Origin of the sequence: Gordonia oleivorans, from assembly GCF_040044975.1 — a bacterium.
In the GTDB taxonomy this organism is placed as follows: domain Bacteria; phylum Actinomycetota; class Actinomycetes; order Mycobacteriales; family Mycobacteriaceae; genus Gordonia; species Gordonia oleivorans.
In genome coordinates this window covers 1-23843 of the sequence record NZ_JBDZDI010000013.1, presented here as the reverse complement: position 1 = coordinate 23843, position 23843 = coordinate 1, and the positions used below count along the sequence as shown (strand labels likewise).

23 protein-coding genes and 1 pseudogene are annotated in these 23843 nt (G+C 66.7%); 7 read left to right on the top strand and 17 right to left on the bottom strand.

The genetic code is table 11. The features are described 5' to 3' along the window. Nucleotides 1-609: a TetR/AcrR family transcriptional regulator gene (locus tag ABLE92_RS17275; protein WP_348805979.1), complete on the top strand. Its 609-nt coding sequence runs from the start codon at nt 1-3 to the stop codon at nt 607-609. Nucleotides 610-619: 10 nt separating this feature from the next. Here ABLE92_RS17275 and ABLE92_RS17270 read toward each other — a convergent pair whose 3' ends face one another. From ABLE92_RS17270 to ABLE92_RS17240, 7 genes are all read right to left on the bottom strand, one after another. After that, a complete protein-coding gene (locus ABLE92_RS17270) occupies nt 620-1039 on the bottom strand; it encodes an HIT family protein (protein WP_348805978.1) in 420 nt (139 codons plus the stop codon). Continuing rightward, the gene (locus tag ABLE92_RS17265; RefSeq protein ID WP_348805977.1) at nt 1036-1923 is read right to left on the bottom strand and encodes an SDR family oxidoreductase; all 888 of its coding nucleotides are present in this window, start codon (nt 1921-1923) and stop codon (nt 1036-1038) included. The genes ABLE92_RS17270 and ABLE92_RS17265 overlap by 4 nt, the downstream gene beginning before the upstream one ends. 50 nt (nt 1924-1973) lie before the next feature. Further along, on the bottom strand, nt 1974-2834 hold the full coding sequence (locus ABLE92_RS17260; RefSeq protein ID WP_348805976.1) for an LLM class flavin-dependent oxidoreductase: 861 nt from the start codon (nt 2832-2834) through the stop codon (nt 1974-1976). Between the two features lie 185 nt (nt 2835-3019). After that, nucleotides 3020-4279 (bottom strand): HNH endonuclease, encoded by a 1260-nt coding sequence (locus ABLE92_RS17255; protein ID WP_348805975.1) that lies wholly within the window; start codon nt 4277-4279, stop codon nt 3020-3022. A 202-nt stretch (nt 4280-4481) separates the two neighbouring features. Further along, nucleotides 4482-5264 carry an alpha/beta fold hydrolase gene (locus tag ABLE92_RS17250; RefSeq protein ID WP_348805974.1) on the bottom strand — a complete coding sequence of 261 codons (783 nt, stop codon included), beginning with the start codon at nt 5262-5264 and terminating at the stop codon, nt 4482-4484. 8 nt (nt 5265-5272) lie between these two features. Then, complete coding sequence (locus ABLE92_RS17245; protein ID WP_348805973.1) at nt 5273-6481, bottom strand: CaiB/BaiF CoA transferase family protein; 1209 nt, start codon at nt 6479-6481, stop codon at nt 5273-5275. A gap of 47 nt (nt 6482-6528) precedes the next feature. Beyond that, nucleotides 6529-7689 (bottom strand): acyl-CoA dehydrogenase family protein, encoded by a 1161-nt coding sequence (locus ABLE92_RS17240; RefSeq protein WP_348805972.1) that lies wholly within the window; start codon nt 7687-7689, stop codon nt 6529-6531. A gap of 43 nt (nt 7690-7732) precedes the next feature. On the opposite strand from ABLE92_RS17240, the gene ABLE92_RS17235 reads away from it, so the two are divergent. Continuing rightward, entirely contained in the window at nt 7733-7861 is a 129-nt protein-coding gene (locus tag ABLE92_RS17235) for a hypothetical protein (protein WP_348805971.1), read from the top strand. 79 nt (nt 7862-7940) lie between these two features. Further along, entirely contained in the window at nt 7941-8225 is a 285-nt protein-coding gene (locus ABLE92_RS17230) for a GIY-YIG nuclease family protein (protein ID WP_348805970.1), read from the top strand. Nucleotides 8226-9187: 962 nt separating this feature from the next. On the opposite strand, the gene ABLE92_RS17225 is transcribed toward ABLE92_RS17230, so the two are convergent. Then, complete coding sequence (locus tag ABLE92_RS17225; protein WP_348805969.1) at nt 9188-10144, bottom strand: LysR substrate-binding domain-containing protein; 957 nt, start codon at nt 10142-10144, stop codon at nt 9188-9190. Between the two features lie 81 nt (nt 10145-10225). On the opposite strand from ABLE92_RS17225, the gene ABLE92_RS17220 reads away from it, so the two are divergent. From ABLE92_RS17220 to ABLE92_RS17210, 3 genes are read left to right on the top strand one after another with little or no spacing between them, the layout of a single operon-like run. Next, nucleotides 10226-10780: a phosphonopyruvate decarboxylase gene (locus ABLE92_RS17220; protein WP_348805968.1), complete on the top strand. Its 555-nt coding sequence runs from the start codon at nt 10226-10228 to the stop codon at nt 10778-10780. Nucleotide 10781: 1 nt separating this feature from the next. Continuing rightward, nucleotides 10782-11378 (top strand): thiamine pyrophosphate-dependent enzyme, encoded by a 597-nt coding sequence (locus tag ABLE92_RS17215; protein WP_348805967.1) that lies wholly within the window; start codon nt 10782-10784, stop codon nt 11376-11378. Nucleotides 11379-11406: 28 nt separating this feature from the next. Next, nucleotides 11407-12885, top strand: a complete 1479-nt coding sequence (locus ABLE92_RS17210) for an aldehyde dehydrogenase (protein WP_348805966.1) — start codon at nt 11407-11409, stop codon at nt 12883-12885. Between the two features lie 46 nt (nt 12886-12931). Here ABLE92_RS17210 and ABLE92_RS17205 read toward each other — a convergent pair whose 3' ends face one another. The 8 genes from ABLE92_RS17205 to ABLE92_RS17170 form a co-directional block, all read right to left on the bottom strand. Then, on the bottom strand, nt 12932-13849 hold the full coding sequence (locus ABLE92_RS17205; RefSeq protein WP_348805965.1) for a TAXI family TRAP transporter solute-binding subunit: 918 nt from the start codon (nt 13847-13849) through the stop codon (nt 12932-12934). Then, nucleotides 13846-15291, bottom strand: a complete 1446-nt coding sequence (locus ABLE92_RS17200) for a sensor histidine kinase (RefSeq protein ID WP_348805964.1) — start codon at nt 15289-15291, stop codon at nt 13846-13848. Before ABLE92_RS17200 ends, ABLE92_RS17205 begins: the two co-directional genes overlap by 4 nt. Continuing rightward, the gene (locus tag ABLE92_RS17195; protein WP_348805963.1) at nt 15284-15982 is read right to left on the bottom strand and encodes a response regulator transcription factor; all 699 of its coding nucleotides are present in this window, start codon (nt 15980-15982) and stop codon (nt 15284-15286) included. Before ABLE92_RS17195 ends, ABLE92_RS17200 begins: the two co-directional genes overlap by 8 nt. A 64-nt stretch (nt 15983-16046) precedes the next feature. Then, nucleotides 16047-17510: an MFS transporter gene (locus ABLE92_RS17190; RefSeq protein ID WP_348805962.1), complete on the bottom strand. Its 1464-nt coding sequence runs from the start codon at nt 17508-17510 to the stop codon at nt 16047-16049. A gap of 131 nt (nt 17511-17641) precedes the next feature. Beyond that, on the bottom strand, nt 17642-19813 hold the full coding sequence (gene helR, locus ABLE92_RS17185; protein WP_348805961.1) for an RNA polymerase recycling motor ATPase HelR: 2172 nt from the start codon (nt 19811-19813) through the stop codon (nt 17642-17644). 96 nt (nt 19814-19909) lie between these two features. Beyond that, nucleotides 19910-21151 (bottom strand): CynX/NimT family MFS transporter, encoded by a 1242-nt coding sequence (locus ABLE92_RS17180; protein ID WP_348805960.1) that lies wholly within the window; start codon nt 21149-21151, stop codon nt 19910-19912. Then, nucleotides 21148-21822, bottom strand: coding sequence for a FadR/GntR family transcriptional regulator (locus tag ABLE92_RS17175; RefSeq protein ID WP_348805959.1), 675 nt, complete (start codon nt 21820-21822; stop codon nt 21148-21150). The genes ABLE92_RS17180 and ABLE92_RS17175 overlap by 4 nt, the downstream gene beginning before the upstream one ends. A 43-nt stretch (nt 21823-21865) precedes the next feature. After that, complete coding sequence (locus ABLE92_RS17170; RefSeq protein WP_348805958.1) at nt 21866-22084, bottom strand: hypothetical protein; 219 nt, start codon at nt 22082-22084, stop codon at nt 21866-21868. A gap of 82 nt (nt 22085-22166) precedes the next feature. Between ABLE92_RS17170 and ABLE92_RS17165 the strand changes: the two genes are divergently transcribed. Next, nucleotides 22167-23129: a GlxA family transcriptional regulator gene (locus ABLE92_RS17165; protein WP_348805956.1), complete on the top strand. Its 963-nt coding sequence runs from the start codon at nt 22167-22169 to the stop codon at nt 23127-23129. 246 nt (nt 23130-23375) lie between these two features. Here the strand turns inward: ABLE92_RS17165 and ABLE92_RS17160 are convergent. After that, nucleotides 23376-23843: pseudogene (locus ABLE92_RS17160) on the bottom strand (transposase); the annotation flags it as partial.

Genomic DNA, 23843 nt, shown 5'->3' with positions numbered 1-23843 from the left:
GTGACCGCATCCGAACCCCGCTGGCGCCGACTCGATCCCGATGACCGACGTCAGGCCATCCTGGAATCCGCCATCGCCGCCTTCGGCAAGCAGTCCTACGCCGCGGTACAGATGGCGGAAGTGGCGCGTGATGCCGGTGTGGCGCGTGGTCTGCTGAATCACTACTTCGGTACCAAACGTGACCTGTATCTCGCGGTGGTCCGGGAGATGATGATCGTTCCCGAACTGGAGAATGTGCGGCTGCCCACCGGCGACCTCGATGCCCGCATCGCGGCGTCGGTGGACTGGCTGATGCTGGTGCTCGGCAGGCACGGCGCCACGTGGCTGGCGGTCGGCGCCGACGGCGTCGGCGACGACGAGGAGATCCGCGCGATCCTCGACGAGGCCGACGACCGGGCGGCACAGCGGGCGCTGGATGCGATCGGCTTCGAGGGGAAGGGTGCGCGTCACGAGGCCGCGATGGCCGCGATCCGCGCCTTCGGTGGTTTGGTGAGGGCCGCGGCACGTGAGTGGCTGTATCGAGAGGCGTTGAGCGACAAGCAGGTCCGTGTGCTGCTCACCGAAACCCTGGTTCGGATAGCCGAAATGGTGATGGCCGACGAGATGTGAGTGTGCTGCATTACAGGGCAGCCGACAGCCGCCGACCAAGCGTGACGAGTACATCGGGGTCGCTGCCCTGACCCGGTCGCCACGGTAACGTCAACCGATCACGTGCCGGGTCTGCGTATCGGGGGACGACGTGGAGATGAAAATGGAAGACGGTCTGCCACGCATCGGCGCCACAGCAATTGAGCAGGTTTACTCCGTCGGCACCGAGTACCTCGATGGCGACACGCGCGATTCGTTGGGCCGTCAGTGTCACCGCAGTCAGGTCGTCGGTGCTGATATCCAGTAAATCGGTGCTGTGCCGCTTCGGGATGACGAGCAGATGGCCCTCGGTTGCCGGATTGATATCCAGGAAGGCCAGCGTCGAGTCATCCTCGGCGATGGTGGCACTCGGGGCGTCACCGGTCACGATGGCGCAGAAGATGCACGTCACTTGCGGTCCTCGGGGTCGCGGGTGTTCGCAGGTTCCTCCGCGCGTTTGGGTTGGCCGATGGCCCTGTTCTCATAGGCCGCGCGGCTCGTCGACCCGCGGACCGCGGCCACCTGATCGGGAACCATACGGCGCATCAGCACATCGCGAATCCGTTGGGGCAGTAGGCCGGCCGCTCGGACGGCCGGACCGACGTAGGACGGGATGGTCACCTCGAAGCGGGGCTTCTCGATTGCCGAGCAGACGGCGGCGGCCACATCCGACGGTTGCAGCATCGACGCCGAACCCGTCGCGGTGCCGGCCGCCAAGGGGGTGTCGACGACGGTCGGCATGATCGCCGTCAGCGTGACGCCGGTGCCCCGCAGTTCCTCGCGAACCGCGGTGAGATAACCGAGCACGCCGTGTTTCGTTGCGGTATAAGTGGCCTCACCCGGGGGTGCCAGCTTGGACGCCGCCGATGCGATGGTGACGATGTGTCCGTGCCCGCGGTCCCGCATCATCGGAGCGGTGAGTCGAACCCCGCGGATGACGCCGTGCAGGTTGACCGCGAGCATGCGGTCGGTGGCCGCATCGGTCTCGGTGTCGAACGGACCGACCCACATCACGCCCGCATTGTTCACCAGCACGTCGATGGGCCCGAGTCCCGATTCGACGGAAGTCAGGAACGTCTCGAAGGAGTGCGTGTCGGTGACGTCGAGCTCGAAAGCCGTGACGTTTCCGGCCAGTTCACGTTCGGTCTCGCGGGCCGCATCGAGATCGCGATCGCCGATCGCGACATGCGCGCCGCCCTCGGCGAGTTGCCGGGCGATCTCGCGCCCGATGCCCGCGGCACCACCGGTCACCGCGATCACCTGTCCGGACAGCGACGTCGAGCGTGGGGATGCCATGGGTGCCAGTCTGGCACACGGGTGCGCAGGCACACAGGAACGTTGGTCGGTCAGCGGCCGGTGAATCCGCGGGCGGCGAGCTCCTCGAGGACGTGCGGTGACGCTCGATAGGGTGCCTCGGGTCGCGGCCAGTGGACGATGACATCGGTGAACCCGAGCTCTCGGGCGCGTCCCACCATGTCGTCGAACAGTGCGACGCTCTCCATGCTGGAGCGGGGCGAGGAATCCAGGCTGAGGTAACGGGGGAAATCGGTGCGTCCGGCCTCGCTCAGCGTGTCCTCGAGAACGGCGCAGGATCTCGAGATCCCGGCGAACCAGTCGTCCAGCGAGTCCGACGGCGCACCGGTGGTCACCCAGCCGTCGCCGTGGCGGGCGGCGAACCGTACCGAGCGCGGACCGTTGCCGGCGAGGAGCAGTGGCACCCGCCGCCGGACCGAACCGCCGACGAGACGCATGTCGCGGGCCCGGTAGTACTCACCGTCGGCAGAGACGTGGTCCTCGTCCAGAGTGCGGCCGAGGAGCCGGGTGAACTCCTGCAGACGGTCGACACGTTGACGGGGCGGCAGGCGGTCGGCGCCGAGGATGGTGTCGTCCGGTGTTCCGCCCGCACCGAGGCCGAGGAGGAATCGGCCGTCGGAGATGTCGATGAGCGTCTGCACCTCGCGGCTGAACGACACGGGGTGGCGGAAATTGGGGGAGACGACGAAGGCGCCGAGGTCGATCCGGGTGGTGACCGCGGCCGCCGCACTGAGGATCGGCATGCAGGAGAACCACCGGGAATCGGCGAGTCCGCCCCAGACCAGGTGATCGTAGGTCCAGGCGTGAGCGAAACCCATCTCTTCGGCGCGAAGCCACAGCGGTCGCGACTCGGCCCAGGTCAGGTCGGCAAGAATGCAGATACCCACGCGCATGGGCTCAGTCTAGGGCGCGCTATCAGCGGGGCCGGCTGGGTTCGGATCCGAGTGCCGCAGTGGTGTGCTGCTCATCGTCGGATGCGAACCCGCGTTGTTTCTCTGTGGAGTTGTCAAAGAACGAAAGCTGTTGGCGTGGGCCGGGTTACGAGGTTACTTCTCGCGCTGAGATGGTTGCGTGGTTCTCAGGCGGCGTCGTCGAGTCGCATGGTGCGGCGGTTGTAGGCGGGCTGGGGTCGTTGTTTGGGGTCGACGGTGGCTGGTGGGATGAGCCATGGGTGTCGGTCGGCGCCCATGATGACGGCCCATCCGCCGTGGTGGATGTCGTCGTGACACGACGGGCAGAGCAGGCATCCGTTGTCGAGGTCGGTGGCGCCGCCCTCGCTCCACGCCTGGATGTGGTGGGCGTGGCAGCGGGAGGCGGGTGCCCCGCATTTGATGCAGCCGTCGTCACGGACGATGTAGGCCTTGCGTTGGGCGTTGGTGAAGAACCGTTTGCGGCGGCCGACGTTCAGTGGGACGCCGTCACCGTTGGTGGTGATGTCGGTGACGGCACTGTCACAGCTGAGCATGTCGGCGGTGGATTCGGTGACGGGCCCGGAGTGCGGCAGTGACGCTGCGGCCGGGTCGTCGGCGGAGCGGATCATGAGGACCTCGAGGCGGGCGGTGGTGGGGATGGTGTCATCGGCCAGGCCGCGGACGGCGGCGTCGAGGAGGGTTTCGAGGGCGTCGGCTTGGCGGCGTTCGGTGGAGCGGGGATCGTTGCTGCCGTCGGGTTGGGGTACGGGGGCGGACAGCACGTCGATCGCGGTGCACAGTTTCTCTCCGACGGTGACATCCAGGTCGGCTTTCACGGCGAGTCGTCCGTCCGCATCATGGTGCAGGGACAGTTCGTTGACGCTGCGGTCCTCGGCGGCGGGGAGGCCGCCGTCGGCGTCGGCGGCGAGGTGGTTGCCGAGTTGTCGGGCGTACTTCTGAATCTCGGAGGGCGCCATTCCGGCTCCGGCGTGGGAGAGCAGGGTGATGGTGTGGTCGTGCCGCATGTCGGAGGTGACGTCTTCGGGGGAGCGGTGGGCGATGTGGGTCAGTCCGCGGATGATGGCGTCGGCGTGTTCGGAGCTGAGGGAGCCGAGTGCGGTGCTTGCGGTGACGCGGGGGATGTCGGTGGCGGCGGCTAGTCTGAGGTAGCGCTGTGCGACGGCGGGCGGATATCCCATGCAGATCAACAGTTCTCGGAGTTTCCGTCCTTGGCGGGTGGCGACGTGGAGTTGTTCGAGGTGTCCGGTGAACACCACGCACAGGTGGTCGACGAGGTTGCGGATGAGGCGCAGTTGGGTCATCACCTCGGTGGCGTGCCGGTCGGTCAGCGACTTCTGGTCGATGCTCGGTTCGGTGAGGTTGTCGATGATGACGTCGAGAATCTCGGCGAGATCGTGGTCGCTCATTCGTCCCCCTGTGTGAGTGTCGCTGCTATCTACTATAGACGATCACCAGTTCGATACAGAGAGAATTCGGGTGGGAATATAACAGTTCCAACGCATTTCGCACCTTCAGTGAACAGGTTCCCCTGTGGTGCACTGCGGTGAACAGAAGTCACACGGACCCGTCGATGACCGTCGACGACCCCGCGCGGCACCGGCGGTTCTGTCAGGTCGAGGCGAGAAACTCAGACACCAACGGGTCTGCGACGTCCCGGCATTCGTCGAAGTAGGCATGGCGGGCACCGTCGAAGATGTGACTGCGGGCGTTCGGGATTCGGTCGGCGAGGAGTGCGACGTTGTCCACCGGTGCCATCAGGTCGTCGCTGCCGTGCAGAATCATTGTGGGGCAGTCGATATCGGGAAGGACATCCCAGGCGTCGTGGCGGTTGCTGGCGAACAGGTGCGCACGCCGGTCGGCCTCGGACATCAAGTCGTCGCCGAGAACGAAGTATGGTCCGGGATGTTCGTCGCGCCACCCGGGCGTGTACATGTAGTCGAGTAGAGCGTTCTCGGCGTCGGGTCCGGCGAGTGCCTCCCGGACCTCGGCGCTGCGTTCGACGGCGTGGGTTCCGCCTGGCGTGGTGCACCCGAGCACGAGTCCCCGGACCCGGTGGGGTGCCCGGGCCGCGAGCCATTGAGCGGTGCGGCCACCCATCGAGGTGCCGTAGACCGCGAATCGGTTGATCGCCAGCGAATCCATCACCGTCAGCGCATCGTCGGCGAAAAGTTTTGTGGTGAAGCGACTCTCACCGGACGTGCTGTGACCGGTACCGCGGTAGTCGAAGGTCACCGTGGTGTACTCGCCGGTGAAATCGTCGCGGACACGATCCCACCAGTGATGGTTGTTGGCCTGTCCGGGGAGCAGCAGCAGTGCGGGACCGCTGCCGCGAACCTGGACGTCGAGGCGTGCGCGATCACGGGTGCGGGTGACCTCGTGGTATTCGCGCATGGACACCGTCATCCCACTGTCGCGCTGTCGGTCCCGACGGCCTGATGTGTTCGATCCCCACCGAGTTCGGCGACTGCGGCGTCATCGAGGCCGAATTCCCGTGCCACCGCTGCGGTGTGCTCACCGAGTGCCGGCACCGCACCCATGCGTGACTCGGTGCCCATCTGAATCGGTGGCAGGAGTGCGCGGATCGGACCGGCCTCGGTATCGACGGTGCGCCATCGGTCCCGTTCGGCGAGGACCGGATGGTCGAGGAACTCGGCAACGGTGTTCACCCCGGCAAAGGCGATGCGCGCCTTGGTCAGTCGCTGTGCAAGGGTGTCGGTGTCGAGGGCGGCGACATGGGCGATGACGCGTTCGTTGAGGGCGTCACGATGGGCCACACGCAGTGTGTTGGAGGTGAACCGCTCGTCGGTGGCCAATGCCGGATCGTCGAAGACATCCTCGCACAACCGTTTCCATTCCGGTTCGTTCTGGATGGCGAGAAGGAACACGTGGTCGTCGGCCGCGGTGAACGGCCCGTACGGTGCGATCGTCGCGTGTTGTGCCCCGAAGCGTCCCGGCTGACGGCCCGCCCCGGCGGTGAAATGCATCGGCTGACCGACCCATTCGGCCAGCGACTCGAACAGGGAGACCTCGAGTGTGGCGCCGTCACCGGTGGTGGCTCGCTGGTAGAGCGCGGCCAGGACTCCGGAGAACCCGTACATCCCGGCGGCGATGTCGGCGACGGAGACTCCGACCTTGGCCATCTCGTCGGGAGTTCCCGTCAACGAGACCAATCCGGTTTCGCATTGCACCAGAAGATCGTAGGCCTTGCGGTCGGCCCACGGACCGGTGCTGCCCCACCCGGTGATCGACAGGACGATCTTGCTGGGGTCCTTGGCGCGGATCTCGTCGGCGCCCAGACCCAGACGTGCCGCGGCACCGGGACCGAGATTCTGCACGATGACGTCGGCCTCGTCGGCGATGCGGTGCAGGAAGTCGCGTCCCTCAGGTGTTTTCACGTCGATGGCCACCGATTCCTTGGAGCGGTTGAGCCAGACGAAGTAGCTCGCCAACCCGTTCACCGACTGATCGTAGGCCCGGGCGAAGTCACCCGAACCCGGCCGTTCGACCTTGATCACGCGGGCGCCGAGGTCGGCGAGTTGTCGGGTGGCGAACGGCGCTGCGACGGCGTGCTCGAGTGACAGCACGGTCACTCCGCGGAGCGGGAGCATGGATGTGACCTCCGGTGGCCGGGAATGCGATTGGGGCAGAAGCGAGATCAGATGTCGAGGCCGCCCCGTTTGACCAGTTGCTTGGCGATGACGTTCTGTTGGATCTCGTTGGTGCCTTCGCCGACGATCATCAGCGGTGCGTCGCGGAAGTAGCGTTCGACGTCGTACTCGGTGGAGTAGCCGTACCCGCCGTGGATGCGAACGGCGTCCAGTGCGATCTCCATCGCGGTCTCCGAGCAGAAGAGTTTGGCCATGCCGGCTTCCATGTCGCAGCGTTTCCCGGTGTCGACCCGTTCGGCGGCGTCGAGCAGAAGGCCGCGTGCGGCAGCGAGTTTGGTGCCCATCATGGCGAGCATGTTGCCGACGGCCTGATGCTTCCAGATCGGTTGCCCGAAGCTTTCGCGGTCCTGGGCGTACTGCAGCGCGTCGTCGAACGCGGCGCGCGCGACGCCGGTGGCGCGGGCCGCCACCTGGATGCGGCCGGTCTCCAGTCCCTTCATCATCTGCGCGAAACCCTTACCCTCGACACCGCCGAGCAGGGCGTCGGTGGGGACGGTCGCGTTGTCGAAGTTGAGCTCACAGCTCTCCACGCCCTTGTAGCCGAGTTTCGGCAGGTCCTTGGAGACGGTGAATCCGTCGACCTTCTCGACCAGCAGGATGGAGACGCCCTTGTGTGCGGGTTCCGCGGCGGGATCGGTCTTGCACAGGAGTGCAACGAGGCCGGACTTGCGGGCGTTGGAGATCCAGGTCTTGGAACCGTTGATGACGTAGTTGTCGCCGTCCTTCTTGGCGACGGTGCGCATGTTCTGCAGGTCAGAGCCGCCGCCCGGTTCGGTCAGTGCCATCGTCGCGCGGAGTTCGCCGGTGGCCATGCGGGGCAGGTACTTCTGCTTCTGCTCCTCGGTGCCGAAGGTCAGCAGCAGCTTGGCGACGACGGTGTGGCCGCCCATCGCTCCGGCCAGGCTCATCCAGCCGCGCGCCAACTCCTCGGTGACCTGGGCGTAGCAGGGCATCGAGACCTGGGCGAATCCGTACGGCTCGGGGATGGCCAACCCGTAGATGCCCATCTCCTTCATCGTCTCGATGAGCTCTTCGGGGTAGGTGTTCGAATGCTCGAGATCCCGGGCGGCCGGACGGACCTGCTTGTTCACGAAGTCGCGAACGGTCTTGACGATGGCTTCTTCTTCTACGGACAACGTGATGGCCATGAGCTCTTCCCTTCGGTCTGTAGAAAATAGTCTATAGAGATGGGTGAGTGGACGCAACCCCTTGGGGGAGGCTGCGTGCGGTGTGGCCGGGCTTGTCGAGGTCGAGGCCACTTACCGCAAGCCGGCAGCGGGACTACCCATCAACGCGCAACTGCCCTTCATCTGTGGATGATTGCTGGATCCGGTCGTCGTCACTGCCGAGTTGTGGGCGAGGTGGCAACGCCAAGTCTGCGAGGGCTCACCATTGGCGCATGGGCGGATACCTCTACATCCTCGAATGCTCGGACGGCACTTTGTATGTCGGCAGTACGCGCAACATCGCCAACCGCATGGAGCAGCACATGTCGGGTAAGGGGGCGCGCTACACGAGCAGCCGCCTGCCGGTACGTCTCGTGTATTGCCTTGAGTGCGAATCGGTTCGGGAGGCCTACATGTTGGAGCGCAAACTCCACGGTTGGTCAAAAGCAAAGCGGCTCGCGCTGATCAACAACCAGTTCGAACTCTTGCCCGGCTTGGCGAGGAAGCGCTTTCGGTGAGATCACTCCGCCGTCAGGGTGCGAGGTTCCCACCGCTGTCCGAGTGCTTGCAGGGTTCGGACGCAGGGGGCGGCGGTTCCCACCGCTGTCCGAGTGCTCGCGACGAAGGAGCGAGTGTATCGAGGACACTTCGGTGAGGTGGCGCTGTCGTCTTGCGGTGGGGTGGCCTCGACCTCGACAAGCTCGGCCCGGCGGATACACCGCTCGCGGCACTCGGCCGGCTTCCCACCGCTGTCCGAGTGCTCGCGACGAAGGAGCGGGTGTATCGAGGACACTTCGGTGAGGTGGCGCTGTCGTCTTGCGGTGGGGTGGCCTCGACCTCGACAAGCTCGGCCCGGCGGATACACCGCTCGCAAGCTCGCGGCACTCGGCCAGCGGGGGTTGGGTGGGGCTGTCGTCTTGCGGTGGGGTGGCCTCGACCTCGACACGCTCGGCCCGGCGGATACACCGCTCGCGGCACTCGGCCGGCTTCCCACCGCTGTCCGAGTGCTCGCGACGAAGGAGCGGGTGTATCGAGGACACTTCGGTGAGGTGGCGCTGTCGTCTTGCGGTGGGGTGGCCTCGACCTCGACAAGCTCGGCCCGGCGGATACACCGCTCGCAAGCTCGCGGCACTCGGCCAGCGGGGGTTGGGTGGGGCTGTCGTCTTGCGGTGGGGTGGCCTCGACCTCGACACGCTCGGCCCGGCGGATACACCGCTCGCGGCACTCGGCCGGCTTCCCACCGCTGTCCGAGTGCTCGCGACGAAGGAGCGAGTGTATCGAGGACACTTTGGTGAGGTGGCGCTGTCGGCTTGCGGTGGGGTGGCCTCGACCTCGACAAGCTCGGCCCGGCGGATACACCGCTCGCAAGCTCGCGGCACTCGGCCAGCGGGGGAGGCTCGCGGCACTCGGCCGGCGGAGGAAGCTCGCGGCACTCGGCCGGCGGGGGAACTCGCGGCACTCGGCCGACGGGGGTGGTGGCCTACAGCAGGTGGGCGGACGGCCATGCTCCGGAAGTGGCTGCGGTGGTGACGGTTTCGCGTAGCAGGGCGTTGATGGCGGCTCCGGCTCGAGATGAGTCGGGCTGACGGGCCAGTGCCGTGCCGATGGTTCGCATGAGGGGTGCTCCGACGATCGGGGCGGTGGAGATGTCGTCGTGTGGTGCGGTCTCGGGTGTCACCATCGTCGGAGGTAGTACCGTCCAGCCGTAGCCGTCGGCCACGAGTCGACGTTGAATGGCGGAATCGTTGGTCTCCACCGGGATGGTGATGGTGAGACCGGTCTCCGCGGCTACTGTTTCGATGATGCTGCGAAGCCCATGTGGCGGTGCGGGCAAGATCAATGGTTGCGAGAGAACATCTTTCAGTGCGATCGGATCGTCGGACCGTAGGTGTGCCGATGATGGGGCCACGGCCCACAGTTCCTCGCGCAGGATCGGGTCGATGCGGAACATCGCGGTGGACGGTTGCTCGAAGAGCAGTGCCACGTCGACGTCGCCGGCGTCGAGCCACGTGGCGAGGTGGCCTGCGTAGCCGACCGAGATGCGCAGCCGGATGCCGGGATATCGGTCCGCCGCCGCGGCCACCAGGCGTGGGGCGAGCAGTAACGCCGTCGACGGCAGAAGCCCGATGGTGACCTGGCCCCGCAGTTCGCTGCTGTCGCCCGAGCGCACATCGTCACGGGCGCGATCCAGTTCCCGCAGTACCCGGCGCGCGCGATCGAGAACCTGTTGTCCGTTGGGGTTGATCGTCATCCCCGCGCGGCTCCGACTGAACAGTTCGACGCCGAGCTCAGACTCGAGCGTCTGGATCTGCTTGGTCACCGCGGGCTGGACGATGTGGAGCACCTTGGCCGCCGCCGTGACGCTGCCGGTGTCGGCGACGGCGATCAGTGCTTGGAGTTGTCGGATCTCCATGTCGTTTCCATTCCCATCTGGCATGACGGTTCATCGCGAATGGCTATTACCACTCTCGATCTATCACGGATGAGAATGCTAGTACAACGACGAAAGGTGGACACCATGTCCAGTGCGCTTGCCGAACGCGCTCAGTCCGAGACCGCGCCGGGCTGGCAGCGGGACGTCTTCACAGTCCTCAAAGCCGGTGGCATCTCCCAGATCGCCTATGTCCCCGACGCCGGGCACTCGTATGCGATCCGGGCCGCGATCGCCGACCCCGACATCACCGACGTGGTCCTGACCACCGAGGAGGAGGGCGTCGGCGTGGTCAGCGGTGCATGGCTGGGTGGGCAACGGGCCGCATTGCTGATGCAGAGCAGCGGAGTGGGCAACTGCGTCAACATGTTCTCACTGCTACAGATGTGCCGCTTCCCCTTCCTCACGCTGGTGACGATGCGCGGTGAGTACGCCGAGTTCAATCCGTGGCAGATCCCGATGGGCTCGACCACCGAACAGGCGTTGCGCCTGGGTGGCATCACCGTCCTGCGCGCGGACCGGCCCGACGAGGTCGCCGAAATCGTCCAGGCCGCATTCGATGCCACCTTCCTGGCCGGCGAACGTACCGCGGTCCTGTTGGGCCAGAGCCTCATCGGCCGCAAGAAGTGGGAGCGCAACTGACATGGGCATCACCACCATTGACCCCCGCCTCGACCGCCGCGAGTTCGTCTCGGCGCTCATCGATGCCATCCCGGACGCGCTGATCGTCAGCGGACTCGGGTCGGCATCGTATGACGTCTTCGCCGCCGGCGAACGCGACCGCAACTTCTACCTCTGGGGCGCGATGGGCGGCGCGGTTCCGGTCGGACTCGGACTCGCGCTGGCACAGCCACAGGAATCGGTCGTCGTCATCACCGGTGACGGCGAAATGCTGATGGGCATCGGATCATTGGGATCGGCAGCGGTGAGTGCACCCGAGAACCTGACGATCGTGGTCCTGGACAACGGGCACTTCGGTGAGACCGGGATGCAGCGCAGCCACTCCGGTCTCGGTGCGCGCCTGTCGGAGGTGGCCGCCGGCTTCGGGATTCCGGACGTCATCGAGATCGACACGCTCGATCATGTTGATTCCCTTGCGGCGACGATCAATCGGAGAGAGCAACTGACCTTCGTTCAGGCGCACATCACCGTCACCGAGCCGCCACGGGCACTGCCGCCGCGCGATGGTGTCGCCGTCAAGAACAAGGTTCGGGCCGCACTCGGCTTCGATACCTTCTGATCCCCCGGCCGCCAGAAAGAAGACAACGATGCAGACCTATCCACTCCACATCGACGGGGCGCGCCGCGAGCCCGCCTCGGGTGAGTACTTCGAGAGTTACGATCCGTTCGTCGGACAACCGTGGGCACGGATCGCACGTGGCAACGCCGACGACGTCGACGCCGCGGTCGGCGCCGCACACCGCGCTCTCACCACCGGCCCCTGGCCGGAGATGACGGCGAGTGCGCGGGGCAAACTGCTTCGATGCCTCGGTGAGGCCATCGCCGAGCGCAGTGACGATCTCGCGCGAACCGAGGTGCGCGACAACGGAAAACTGTATGCCGAGATGTCTGCGCAGACCGCCTACATACCGGAGTGGTTCCACTATTACGGCGGGCTGTGCGACAAACTCGAGGGCACCGTGGTCCCCATCGACAAGAAGGGCTACTTCGCCTACACCACAACCGCACCGGTGGGTGTGGTCGCGATCATCACACCGTGGAACTCTCCGTTGCTGCTGCTCACGTGGAAGCTGGCCGCCGCACTGGCCGCCGGGTGCACCGTCGTGATCAAGCCGTCCGAGCACACCAGCGCATCGACTCTGGAATTCGTTGCGCTGCTGGAGGATGCCGGACTCCCGCCCGGAGTGGTCAACGTGGTCACCGGATTCGGTGCCGAGGTCGGCGGACCGCTGGTCGATCATCCGCAGGTGCGCAAGGTCAGTTTCACCGGCTCCGATGCGACCGGCCGCCGGATCGGTGAGCAGGCCGCACGCGGTGTCAAGCATGTAAGTCTGGAACTCGGTGGAAAATCACCGAATATCGTGTTCGCCGACGCCGATCTCGACGCGGCGGTCAACGGCGCGGTGTCGGGGATCTTCGCCGCGACCGGACAGACGTGCATCGCCGGATCACGTTTGCTGATCCAGTCGTCGGTGCACGACGAGGTGGTTGATCGGGTCGTCGCGCTGGCAGCCACCGCCCGGATGGGTGATCCCGCCGACCCGGCCACCCAGGTGGGTCCGGTGACCACGCGCGACCAGTACCAGAAGGTGTTGTCCTACATCGACATCGCCACCTCCGAAGGGGCGCAGTTGCGTCTGGGTGGTGTCCCCGCGACCCGACCCGAATGCGGGGACGGCTGGTTCGTCGAGCCGACCGTGTTCACCGGCGTCGAGAACACGTCCCGGCTGGCGCAGGAGGAAGTGTTCGGTCCGGTCCTCGCGGTGATCCCGTTCGACGACGAGAAGGAGGCGATCGCCATCGCCAACGACTCGCGGTACGGGCTCGGTGCCGGCGTGTGGACCTCCGACATCGGCCGTGCGTTCCGGATGGCCGAGGCCATCCACTCGGGCACCGTGTGGGTCAACACCTATCGCGCGGTCAGCTACATGATGCCGTTCGGGGGGGTCAAGGACTCGGGCCTGGGCCGGGAGAACGGCATCGACGCCGTCGGCGAGTATCTGGAGACCAAGAGCGTGTGGATCAACATCGGCGCGCCGACCGGAAACCCGTTTGTGCTCAGGTGAATTACGGCCCGCCACCGCAGGGGTCAGAGGGGCAGGCCGGGCCGACTCACCGGTGGTGTCGCCGATAGGCCGCCACCGCACCGGGATGTAGTGGGAGGCCGTAGGTCTGGATCAGGGTCTGGGTGTCGAGGAACTGCACTCCGACGGTACCGGGCGGGATGAGCGCGTCGGCCCGGTCGATCAGCGTGTCGACCACCGCCGACACCGCCTCGTCGGGAGTGCTCACCGTGGTCAACAGCACGCTGGGAACCCCGATGGTGGCCGTTTCGGTGGCCGTTCCGTAGATGCGGGCCGGAATGGACACCGGCTCGTACAGCGGCCCGAAACGTTCGCGCAGGACCGCGAGTTCCCGGGTCAGGGGGATGAGCCGAATCCCTTCGGGTGGACCGTATCCGGGTCGCGGGACCGCCGACGGCGTGGGCACGCCACCGGCCCACATGGCGGCCGCGACCGTGCCGTCGGCCAGGGAACTCAGCACATCGGTCAGCGACACGGGGGTGATCTCGATGTCGGCGGGCGACATCCCGGCGGCCTGCAGGACCCGCAGGCCGGTCCATTCGGTACCCGACCCGCGTGCGCCGAGGCTGACGCGTCGGCCGCGCAGATCGGCGAAGCCTGCCACGGTGCTGTCGGCGGGCACCGCGAGCTGAACGTAGTTTTCATAGACCCGGCCGACCGCGCGCAGCGGGTCACCGGTGGCCGCGGCCACATCCCCCAGGGACAGACCGAAATTGACCTCGCCGACTTTGAGGAGATCGATGTTGCGCAGTGACCCGGCGGTGTTGATCGGGGTCAGGGTGACGGGGCCGTCGGCCATCGCCGACGAGAGGAGCTTGGCGAACTCCGATTGGAATCCGCCCGGCTCACCGGTGGCGATGCGGTAGTCGCGCGGCGCGCCCGGCCCGCATGCGGTGGCCACGAACGGAAGTATCAGGGCCGCCCGCAGGACATCTCGGCGTCTCATGAGCGATCGCCCTTCTCCAACCGCGGCGTCGCGTCGGCCGATCGCGCGGGTAGCCGCACCCCGACGTCGAGCCCGCCCGACGGGGACGTACCGAAGCTCAGAGCACCACCGGCGGAGCGGACCAGCACGTCGACGATGGCCAGTCCCAACCCGGTCCCATGGGCACGGTCACGGGTGAAGAACCGTTCGGTGAGCTTGGGAAGGTCCTCCTCGGTGACGCCGGGGCCGTCGTCGGCGACGCTGATCTCAATCGTGGCCGGCGACGCGTCACGGGTACGGACCGAGATGACGATGTGTGGCCGGTCGCCCGCATGCCGGGTGGCGTTGTCCACCAACACATCGATGACCTCCGAGAGGGCGGTGTCGCTCAGGGCGACCTGCAGTCCGGGATCGTCGTCGTCGCTCTCCAGGGTGAGGGTGGCACCGCGTTCGGCGGCGGGGACCGACCAGAACTCGACGCGTTCGGTGAGGACGGTGTGCAGTGTGCACCATTGTGCGGGCGTGGTGGCCAGGCTCGGGGTCTCGGCACTGGCGAGCGTGAGCAGTTTGTCCAGAATCGCCTGCAGCCGTTCGGTTTCGGCGGTGACCATCCGGAAGTCCTCGGCCGCGGACGCCGGGATCTCCGGTTCCAGGATGTCGAGACGGAACTGAAGTGCGGCAAGAGGATTGCGAAGCTGATGCGACGTGTCGGCGACGAGGCGTCGCTGCATCTCCACCGACCGGAGCACCGTCGACATGAGGGAATCGAAGGTGGTCGACAGCTCACGGATCTCGGGTGGTCCGGTCGGTGTGGACGGCTCGGCGGAGGTGATCTGCTCCGCGGAGGCCGGAATCGACGGCAACTCGGCGGTCAGTCCCGTCATCGCATCGGACAGGTCCGATAACGGCCGTAACACCCAGCGGCTCAACGCGAGTGCCAACGCGGCGAAGGCGGCGACCACGGCGACAGCGCCGGCGGCGATGATCAACCACCACCGGCCGACGTCGGTCCGCGCGACGGCCGTCGACGATCGCAGGACAAGGGCGCCGTTGACCTGTGCGCCGGTGCCGATCGGCGCGACGAAGATCGCCTCGTCCGGGCCCCACGGGCTGATGCGGGACAGGCTCGAGGACTTCTCGTTGCGCAGTCCCCGGGTGACCGCCGCGCGCATGGCGGGGTCGACATCGCCGACGGAGGTGTCGGCCACGCCGCGGGTGGACACCACCAGCACCGAGTCACCGTAGACCTCGTGGTAGGCGCGTAGTTCATCGGCGATGCGGGCCGGATCACCGGTGGTCACATACTCGTTGGCGAGCCCGGCCAGTCGGGTGGTGTCACTTTGGCGTTGCTGGACGAACTCCCGGGTCCGTGCCTGGGAGGACACCTCGATGAGTGGGATGGCGAAACCGGCGATGGAGATCGCGCCGATGACCGCCAGCACCAGGAGCAGTCGTTTACGCATCGTCGGGGTTCTCGGAATCAGTGGGAGTGATTCCGTCCCAACGGTATCCGAAGCCACGAACGGTGGTGATCAGCCCCGGACGGCTCAGCTTGGAGCGCAGGCCCGTCATGTGGACGTCCAGTGAGCGGGACACCGCCACAAACGCATCACCCCACACCTGGTCCATCAACTGCTGGCGACTGACCGCGGCACCCGCGTTGCGCACCAGCACCGCGAGGATGTCGAATTCCTTGGTGGTCAGATCGATGTCGCGTCCGTCGACGACCGCGGTGCGGGCGTCGAGATCGATCGCGACTCCCCCGCCGGCGAGAGTCTGCGGCTGCGGTGTCTCACGCGCCCGCGGCGCCCGCCGGGCGACGGTGTCGATGCGCGCGGTCAGTTCGGCGAAACGTGCCGGTTTGACCAGGTAGTCGTCGGCACCGAGGCGCAGGCCACGAACCACCGAACGTTCGTCGCCGCGTGCGGTGAGGATGATGACCGGTACCCCGCTGACCTGGCGCAACTGCCGCAGGACGTCGAGACCATCCTGGTCGGGCAGTCCGAGGTCGAGGAGGACGAAGTCGAACTCCTTGTGACGCAGCAGAAGATCCGCACCGTGGATCAGACGTATCGGGTGGTGGCCGAATCGGGTGAGGCCGGCGACGATCGCGGATCCCACCCCGTCGTCGTCTTCGACCACCGCTATCCGCACGACGGCCATTATCCGCCTCCGATGGTGATCGGAGACGGATAACGGCGGTCCGGATGAGGATGGGTCATCGGGTCGGGGTCGGGTCCTCCCGGCCGGAGATGCCGGTACCGCTCAGTGCCTCCTCTGTCCGCGCCTCGTCGATCAGCGCCTCGTCGGCGCGGAGGCCGCCACGATCAGCAGGCACGGCGAAGTCGGTGGTGCTCTCGCCCGTCGGCGCCTTCGAGTCGAGGGTCGAATCGCCGCGGGTCTCCTTCATGAAGTAGGCGGCGATCCAGGTCAGTGCCGCGCACGCCGAGACGTAGTAGAAGAAGGCGCTCTCGTGACCGGCCTGCTTGAGTCCCAGGGCGATCGGCTCGGCGGTGCCGCCGAACAACGCGGTGACCAGGGCGTGCGGCAGACCCACACCGAGGGCGCGCACCTTGGTCGGGAACAGTTCCGCCTTCACGATCGGGCTCAGCGCGCTGTAGGCGGTGACGATGGTCAGGCCGGCCATCATCAGGCAGTAGGCGACGAATGCGTTGGTGACGTTGCCGAGGGTGGTCATGATGGGCACGGTCAGCAGGGTGGCGCCGGCGCCGAAGAACAGCATCACCTTGCGGCGACCGATCCGGTCGGACAGGGCGCCGGCGGCCGGCTGCATGAGCATGTAGGTGAACAGGGCGCAGAAGCTGATCCAGGCCACCGTCTCCTTGCTCATGCCGGCGGTGTTGATCATGTATTTCTGCAGGTAGGTGGTGTAGGTGTAGTAGCAGACGGTGCCACCGATGGCCAGGGCGAGGACCATCGCGAAGGGCTTGCGGTACTGCATCAGGGTGCGCAGCGCGCCGTCCTCCTTCGCGGCGTCGGTGCCGAGGCGGGCCACCCGCTCCTTCTCGGCGAGATACTGCTCGGACTCGTCCATGCCGCGGCGGATGATCATCACGGTGACCGCGGCCAGCGCGCCGATGACGAACGGCACGCGCCAGCCCCAGGCATCCATCTGTTCGGCGGTGAGGATCTGCAGCAGGATCAGCTGGATGCCCAGCGCGCAGAGTTGTCCGAGGACGATGGAGACGTACTGGAAGCTGGAGAAGAAGCCGCGACGGCCGGGGGTGGCCACCTCGGACAGATAGGTGGCGCTCGATCCGAACTCACCACCGACCGACAGACCCTGCAGCAGCCGGGCGAGCACCAGGATGACCGGCGCCGCGATCCCGATCGCCGCGTAGCCCGGGGTGACCGCGATGAGCAGTGATCCGGCGGCCATCAGCATCACCGACAGGCTCAACGCATTGCGCCGGCCATACCGGTCGGCGAAGCGGCCGAGGATGTATCCGCCCAGCGGGCGCATCAGGAATCCGACGGCGAAAACCACTGCCGCCGAGAGCAATTGCGCGGTCTGGCTCTCGCTCGGGAAGAACACGGGTGCGAAGAACACGCTGAATGCGGCGTAGACGAACCAGTCGTACCACTCGATGAGGTTGCCGATGCAACCCCGGAAGACATTGGCGACGACGCGCCTGTCGGATACTGCGGACGGCTTGGCCATCACGCCCTCCTTTGTGAAGTGCTGCTGGGAACACCTTCGACAGTGGCAGGCATCACACGCGGCGGCCAAGCGTGATCGGCGCTTCCTAACACTCCCTTTGGAAAGCGGCTTCGGGCGAGGTCAGGTCGAGCTCATCGCAGGATCACCAGCTCCGAGGTGGCGCGGGTCATCGCCACGTAACGGTCCACCGCGCCGGTGACACCTGATCCGAGGTTCTCCGGATCGACGAGGACCACCAGGTCGAACTCCAGACCTTTGACGTCGACCGCAGGCAGCGCACGAATGCGATCCCCGGCGACCGTGGCGGTGTCATCGCCGATGACGCAGGCGGTGCCCTCCGGGTGTGTGGCCGACCAGGCACTCAGGATCTCGTCGAGGTCCCGGCGGTCGCCGAGCCGCACCGGAATCCCGCTGCCCCGAATGGAGATCGGGACGTTGGCGTCGGGGATCGCGGAACGGATCACCGGTTCGGCCGCCTCCATGATCTCTTCCGGGGTGCGGTAGTTGACCGTCAGTCCGGCGACGGTGACGTCGATCAACCCCACCCGCTGCAGCCTTTCGGTCCACGTCTCGATGAACCCACGCCGGGCCTGGGCCCGATCACCGACGATCGTGAAGCTCCGAGAGGGGCAGCGGGACAACAGCATCGACCATTCGGCATCGGTGAGTTCCTGGGCCTCGTCGACGACGATGTGCGCGAACGGCCCGGCCAACGGGTCGATCTGCGCCACCTCGACGGCGCGGTCGTCGACGAGGGCGTCGCGAAGATCGTCATTGCGGAGTTGGGTGGTCAATCCCTCGCCGTCGTCAAGGCTGTGTGCCGCCAGCAGATCATCGACCACCCGGTCCATCTGCACACGATCGGCGGCCAGGGTCCTCTCGCGTCGGCGGCGTCGTTGCGAGAACTCCGGATCACCGAGGCGCCGACGAGCGGCGTCGAGGAAGGGGAGATCGGACATGGTCCAGCGGTCGACGGTGCCCCGTCGCAGCGTGCCGATCTCCTCGGAGCCCAGTGACGGCGCGGCCAGCCGCAGATAGGCTGGCACCGACCAGAGGTCACCGACGAGTGTCGCGGCGTCGATCACCGGCCACGCGGTTGTCACCGCCGCCCTCAGATCGTGGTTGTGTGCCAACGCAGTGCGCAGGTGGTTCTCCGGAATGTCACCGCCGTCGGGCAGCAGGTCCCGGATGATCGCGACCAGCGACTCCCAGATGTCCTCCCGCGCTTCGTTGTGTGGAGTCGCGGCATCGGGGGTGTCGAACGCTTCCGCCCAGTCGCGCGGCCCGAGAATGGCCGTACCCCAGGGGGTGTCGATCTCGGCCGGGTCGGTGGGAGGCGTCTCGTAGAACCGGACCGCGCGGTCGATGGTGAGGATGGGATCGATCGAGGATTTCAGTGCCCGGACGGCGGGGTCGGTTTCCGGTACGGCCTCGGACCCGGCGGGCACCAGATCGCGGAGGGTGCAGGTGTGCACCCCCTCCTCTCCGAGATCGGGCAGTACATCGGCGACGTAGCCCAGGTAAGGATCGTGCGGACCGATGACCAGGAGACCGCCGCGATGGCCACCCAGTCGCGGGTCCGAGTAGAGCAGGTATGCGGCACGGTGCAGGGCGACAACGGTTTTCCCCGTTCCCGGGCCGCCGTCGACGACGAGCGCGCCATGGCTGCCGGCCCGGATGATGGTGTCCTGGTCGGTGGCGATGGTGCCCAGTACGTCGCGCATGCTTGACGTGCGACCGGCCCCGAGGCTTGCGATGAACGACGAATCGGCGTCCAGTGCGAGTGGTCGCCGGCCCGGGTCGGTACCGAGAGCCTCATCCCAGTAGTCGACGATGTGGCCTCGCCCCCAACGGTATCGGCGTCTGCTCGCCACACCCATCGGCTCGGCGAGTGTGGCGGCGAAAAAGGGTCGGGCGGCCGGGGTGCGCCAGTCGATGAGAAGTTGTGCGCCCTCGTTGTCGGTCAGTCCGATGCGCCCGATGTAGGTGATCGAGCCGTCGGAATGCACCATCCGCCCCAGGCACAGGTCGACGCGGAATCGACGCAGCCGGCGAAGTCGGAACTCGGCGTCGTGGATCTCCATATCGCGATCGACCGCTCGCCGGCCACCGCCACCGGCGGAGCGGCGTAGTGCCGCGATCCGGTCGGTGAGCATGCCGATCGTTTGATCGAGGTGTGTGGCGATGGCGGCCAGGTGCGTCTCGTCCTCGGCGAGGAGCCGATACTCGGCCTTGGCGGAGTTCGGATTCGACAGTGCAAAGGCGCTCGGGACACGACGGGGTGAGGTGACGCGAAAATCCATGTGCGCCATTGTGAAGGCGCCATGGGGTCTTGCCGCAAGGCCCCATCTGCGCTATACAGTGAAGTGGGAGAGAGAATCGGTCCCACCTTTCCGCGATCAGCCTCGCGTGACGTGTCTCGGAGAATCCGAGCGGTCCATCTTCACGTTTCGTGCCGCGAGCGCCGTCGACGCCGCCTGCAGGACGAGCGGGACGGCGAGGACGGACAGTGCCACCGTCCACGATCCCGTCGAATCATGCAGTGCACCCACCGCTATCGGGCCGACGGCGGCCAGTACGTAGCCGACGAACTGGGCCATGCCGGAGACCTGACCGGTTTGTGCGGGCGACGAACTGCGCAGCACCATGAACAGCAGGGCGAGACTGATCGATGCGCCGGGACCGAACATCACCAGCGAAACCCACAGCGCGGCAGCGTGATCGACGGTCAGCAGTCCGACGAGCCCGATTCCGCAGACCGCGATGACCGCGAAGGTGATGCCGCGTTGGTCAGTGAACCGGCCCGCGATGATCGGGATGATGAGTGAGGCAAGCAATGCGACCACCTGACCGACGGCCAGAACGTTTCCGGCGGTGGCACGGGAGTACCCCTCACTCATCAGGAATGCGGGCAACCACGCGGTGAAGGTGTAGAACACCAGCGACTGCGCCCCCATGAACGCGGTGATCGCCCATGCAATCGGGTTGCGGCGCAACGATCCCACCGTCACCGCGGTCTCCGGACGATGGCGGGTGACCTGGGGTGCCCAGACGATCACAGTGATCGCCGTCAGCACCGCCCAGGACCCCAGTGTCAGCCGCCAGTTCCCGTCGAGTGCGGTATCCACCGGCACGGTGATGGCGGCGGCCACCGCGGCGCCCCCGGAGAGGGTCATCGAGTAGAGGCCGGTCATCAACCCCGAACGATGAGCGAAGTCGCGTTTGATCAGCGCGGGGAGCACTACGTTGCAGACGCCGATCGCGGCGCCGATCACCGCCGAACCCGCGAACAGGGCGGGCGCGCCCGGGATGAGGCGCAGCAACGTCCCGACGATGAGCACGAGCAGTGCGGCGAAGATGGTGCGTTCGATGCCGAATCGTGCCGCGAGGCGGGGTGCGACCGGTGCGCTGAGACCGAAGAACAGCACCGGCAGGGTGGTGAGCAGACCGGCTGTGGCACTGGTGAATCCCTCCTCGGCGGAGATCTCGTCGATCAGCGGTGCGACGGCGACCACCACCGGGCGCAGGTTCGCGGCGACCAGCATGATGCCGACCGCGGTCAGGACGGTGAGCAGTGGCCGGCCGCCGCGGTCGCTCGGCGTCGACGTCGATGCGACGCGGGTCCCGCCGTCGGCGGTCATGTGATCCCCCGGAAGGCGACGTCGAGGTAGCTGAGCACGGCCGCGCGGGCCGCGACCGGGTCGTGGGCGACGATCGCGTCGACCACGTCGTGGTGGCCCGCGGGGTGTGCGTCGAGGCCGGACGCCCCGGCGATGGTGGCGTGGTTACGTGCCATCACCTCGCCGATGCCGTCGTAGAGGTCGATGAGCAGCCGGTTGCCCGACGCGGCGACGAGAGTGGCGTGGAAGTCGATGTCGATGCGGGCGTAGTCGTCGAGGTGGCCGGATTCCAGGGCGTCGACGGCGCGGGTCAGCTGGTCACGCAGGAGCGCGATCTGTTCGTCGGTGGCGTGTTCGGCGGCGAGCGCGGCCGCCTCGGTTTCCAGGGCGCGGCGGGTGGAGAGGAGGTCGTCGGCCTCCGAACCGGGTACGCACCGGGCCAGGGCGCCGACGAGGACGTTGCGGCTGCGCACATAGGTGCCGTCGCCGCGTCGGGGCATCAGCAGTCCGGAGTGTTCGAGGGCGCGGACCGCTTCGCGAATGGTGTTGCGGCCCACGCCGAATTGCTCGACGAGTTCGGGTTCGGCGGGGATGCGGGCACCCACCGGCCACCGGCCGTCCCGGATCAGTTCGTGCATGCGGTCGACGACCAACGAGCTGGTGCGGGGTGGTGGCGTGATCAGCGGGGACACTCAAACAGGCTAACATCCCATGTTTGACGCTCGCGCGGAGCGCTCAGGCTCCGTCGTGGTGATAGCGGGTCAGGATGCTCAGCTCGTCGGCGATCCGGTCGGAGTCCGGACCGTAGGGCCGAAACGGGTCACGGGTGAGGGAGTCGACGAGGTGACTCAGCGGAAAGCGGTGTGAGCCATCGACTTTGCGGTGTGTGCGATAGGTGAGGACGGCGATCGGGACGGTGACGAGGAGGGCGAGGGCGATGATGAAGATGGTCATGTCAGAAAGCATGCGCCCGTAAGATTCCTGCCAACAGTGGCAGTGCGGACAATGTACACAAAGAATCTGCCATACTGGGGCGGTGCTGAAATCCGTCGGTGTACTCCTCTATGGGCGCGTGGCGCTCTTCGAGTTCGGCGTCGTCAACGAGGTCTTCGGCCTCGACCGCACCGACGACGGAGTCCCCGCCTTCGACTTCCGGGTCGCCTCGCCGACGCCCGGCGCCCCACTGAGCGTCGACCACGGAGTGTCGGTGGTCGCGCCGCACTCACTCGACGAGTGCCGAGACGTCGACCTCGTCGCCGTCCCCGGTGGCAGCACCTCCGGCGACTATCCCGAGGAGGTCCTCGAGACGCTGCGTGCCGTCGTCGACAACGGCGGCCGGGTACTCACCGTCTGCTCCGGCGCTTTTGCCGCGGGCGCCGCGGGCCTGCTCGACGGACGACGCTGCACCACCCACTGGCGGTACGGGGACAAGCTGGCCCGAATGTTCCCCGAGGCCCGCGTCGACACCGACGTCCTGTTCGTCGACGACGGGCCGATCACCACCAGCGCCGGCACCGCGGCCGGAATCGACGCGTCGCTGCACCTGGTCCGCGAATCGTGGGGTCCGCGGGTGGCCAACACGATCGCCCGACGCATGGTGGTCCCGCCGCACCGCGACGGCGGGCAACGCCAGTTCGTCGACGCACCGGTACCCACCTGCGCCGACCGGGGCTTCGGTGAACTCCTCGACTGGATGATCGTCCACCTCGACGAGGACGTCTCCGTCGACGACCTCGCGATGCGAATGCACATGTCCGGCCGCACATTTGCGCGCCGCTTCGTCGACGAGGTGGGCATGTCACCGCGACGCTGGCTCACCGAACAACGGGTGCTGCACTCGAAGAACCTGCTCGAGTCCACCGATCTCGGCGTCGAGGAGGTGGCCCGGCGCTCGGGGTTCGCCTCGGCGACGTTGCTGCGCCACCACTTCACCTCGGCCGTCGGGGTGGCGCCGCTGGTTTATCGTCGACGATTTGCCGGTGCGTCCGGGTCGGAGTGAGCGGCCGTCAGTCCGCACGAGATCAGTTGATCCGACCCGGTGGCACGGAATCGTCCACGCACTACTGAACTAAGGTGACGGAGGAGGTACAAAGCAATGTCACTGGAACCAGTAATGGCCGCGTTTGCTAACGCACTCCTAATATCGCGAATTAGTGGCACGATATCTAGGAAAAGTGAAGTTCGCGAAATTCGCTCCTACTATCGATTCGAAGCTTCGGGATCTCCTGACGTTCTTGTGGGTGGGTTACGGCCAGGGCAGTTCGGGGCAGGCGCCGCCGCGGGTGAGTTCGGCCATCGCTATCAGCGCTTCTGGCGTGTGGAATCCGTAGGCCCGCTTGGTCAGTGCGCGTAGATGGGTGTTGGTGGCCTCAGTGCGCGCGTTGGTCAGGTTGTGACGCAACGCGTTCCGGATACGAGCATTGTAACGCTCCAACGTTCTTCCAGAACTGCGATTTCCGGGACGTCACTGTCTCGGGCCCATGCCTGTGCCCCAGTCAGCAACACGAACCGCCTTCCTTCGGTGGCGCGGATCGCATCGCGCAGTTGCTCTTTGAGCATGTACGCCTCGTACAGCTCGCGGTTGTCCTCACGGAGCTGCTCGACGATGCCACGCTGCTCGGGTGACTGATCGGTATGGGTCTTGCGGACCGCCCACATCGCACCCTTCCGGCCTCCGTGGGTGGCCACGGTACGGCGCCGCACCTTGTCGACC

Excerpts from the sequence above, each read along its gene's own strand:
- ABLE92_RS17265 (WP_348805977.1), bottom strand. The coding sequence starts at position 1,923 with ATGGCATCCCCACGCTCGACGTCGCTGTCCGGACAGGTGATCGCGGTG.
- ABLE92_RS17260 (WP_348805976.1), bottom strand. The coding sequence starts at position 2,834 with ATGCGCGTGGGTATCTGCATTCTTGCCGACCTGACCTGGGCCGAGTCG.
- ABLE92_RS17255 (WP_348805975.1), bottom strand. The coding sequence starts at position 4,279 with ATGAGCGACCACGATCTCGCCGAGATTCTCGACGTCATCATCGACAAC.
- ABLE92_RS17250 (WP_348805974.1), bottom strand. The coding sequence starts at position 5,264 with ATGCGCGAATACCACGAGGTCACCCGCACCCGTGATCGCGCACGCCTC.
- ABLE92_RS17245 (WP_348805973.1), bottom strand. The coding sequence starts at position 6,481 with ATGCTCCCGCTCCGCGGAGTGACCGTGCTGTCACTCGAGCACGCCGTC.
- ABLE92_RS17240 (WP_348805972.1), bottom strand. The coding sequence starts at position 7,689 with ATGGCCATCACGTTGTCCGTAGAAGAAGAAGCCATCGTCAAGACCGTT.
- ABLE92_RS17230 (WP_348805970.1), top strand. The coding sequence starts at position 7,941 with ATGGGCGGATACCTCTACATCCTCGAATGCTCGGACGGCACTTTGTAT.
- ABLE92_RS17225 (WP_348805969.1), bottom strand. The coding sequence starts at position 10,144 with ATGCCAGATGGGAATGGAAACGACATGGAGATCCGACAACTCCAAGCA.
- ABLE92_RS17220 (WP_348805968.1), top strand. The coding sequence starts at position 10,226 with ATGTCCAGTGCGCTTGCCGAACGCGCTCAGTCCGAGACCGCGCCGGGC.
- ABLE92_RS17215 (WP_348805967.1), top strand. The coding sequence starts at position 10,782 with ATGGGCATCACCACCATTGACCCCCGCCTCGACCGCCGCGAGTTCGTC.
- ABLE92_RS17210 (WP_348805966.1), top strand. The coding sequence starts at position 11,407 with ATGCAGACCTATCCACTCCACATCGACGGGGCGCGCCGCGAGCCCGCC.
- ABLE92_RS17205 (WP_348805965.1), bottom strand. The coding sequence starts at position 13,849 with ATGAGACGCCGAGATGTCCTGCGGGCGGCCCTGATACTTCCGTTCGTG.
- ABLE92_RS17200 (WP_348805964.1), bottom strand. The coding sequence starts at position 15,291 with ATGCGTAAACGACTGCTCCTGGTGCTGGCGGTCATCGGCGCGATCTCC.
- ABLE92_RS17190 (WP_348805962.1), bottom strand. The coding sequence starts at position 17,510 with ATGGCCAAGCCGTCCGCAGTATCCGACAGGCGCGTCGTCGCCAATGTC.
- helR (WP_348805961.1), bottom strand. The coding sequence starts at position 19,813 with ATGGATTTTCGCGTCACCTCACCCCGTCGTGTCCCGAGCGCCTTTGCA.
- ABLE92_RS17180 (WP_348805960.1), bottom strand. The coding sequence starts at position 21,151 with ATGACCGCCGACGGCGGGACCCGCGTCGCATCGACGTCGACGCCGAGC.
- ABLE92_RS17170 (WP_348805958.1), bottom strand. The coding sequence starts at position 22,084 with ATGACCATCTTCATCATCGCCCTCGCCCTCCTCGTCACCGTCCCGATC.